Origin of the sequence: Vibrio sp. 1557 (genome assembly GCF_033340175.1) — a bacterium.
GTDB lineage: Bacteria > Pseudomonadota > Gammaproteobacteria > Enterobacterales > Vibrionaceae > Vibrio > Vibrio alginolyticus.
Window position 1 is genome coordinate 1 of the sequence record NZ_JAWOVZ010000307.1, and the last position, 1,011, is coordinate 1,011.

A 1,011-nucleotide genomic window follows, 5' to 3' on the forward strand; every position below is an offset into this window, starting at 1 on the left:
GTTATTTTTCAAACAATACATTACCCTTTTTGTAATGCAATTGTTAACTTTTTTGTCTATAAATCGTTTATAGCGTGATGGTGGGCACAGAATGGTTTGATGTTGTTAAAATTTGGTTCTAGTTGATTATTGTGCGCAATTAGATGGGGAATTTATTGGTTTGATTAAATATGCAGCACGTTGTCATTTTAATGTGCTGCATATTCGATGAGTTAAAAATGCTAACTACTATGCAGTATGTGGAATAAAGGTCTGTTTGATTTTTGTGCGATTATTTACGCGTAACGAAGTAAGTTGAGCTCTGAGTTCTCCATGATTTTTGCTTTTTCACCTGTCATGATATTGGCCAATAAGTGCCCTGAACCACATGCCATTGTCCACCCTAACGTCCCATGCCCAGTATTAGTAAAGAGGTTGTCGTATGGCGTTGCACCTATGATTGGTGTGCCATCTGGCGTCATTGGGCGAAATCCTGTCCAGAATTCTGCTTGGCTGAAATCACCGCCGCGAGGGAACAAATCGCGAACCACCATCTCAATCGTGTTTTTGCGCTTTTGTGGCAAGGATGGGTCGAAACCTGCAAGCTCAGCGGTGCCAGCCACTCGTATACGGTCATCAAATCGAGTCATAGCGACTTTGTAAGTCTCATCCATGACGGTAGAGCGCGGTGCGTATTCTTCATTTTCTATCGGAAGCGTCAGTGAATATCCTTTAACCGGATACACTGGAATATCAATATCGAGCTGCTTTAAAAGCGCAGTGGAAAAGCTACCAGAAGCAACGACAAATTGGTCGGCCTTAAACAAACCGTGGTTCGTTTGGACACCTATGATCTTTTTGCCTACAGTAACCCAATTACTCACTTCGGTATTGAATCTAAACGTGACACCATGCGCTTTTGCAAGTTCTGTCAGCTGTTGGCAAAACTGAAAGCAGTCACCTGTTTCATCATCAGGCAAATACAACCCGCCTACGATTTTATCTTTGACCAGTGCTAAACCGGGTTCTTGT

Annotated in this window: 1 protein-coding gene; it reads right to left on the bottom strand. The window is 42.4% G+C overall.

The window, feature by feature from the left end; genetic code table 11:
* Window positions 1-275: 275 nt before the first annotated feature.
* On the bottom strand, window positions 276-1,011 hold a 736-nt coding region (locus tag R7070_RS26675), incomplete at its 5' end, for a D-amino acid dehydrogenase (RefSeq protein ID WP_318141586.1).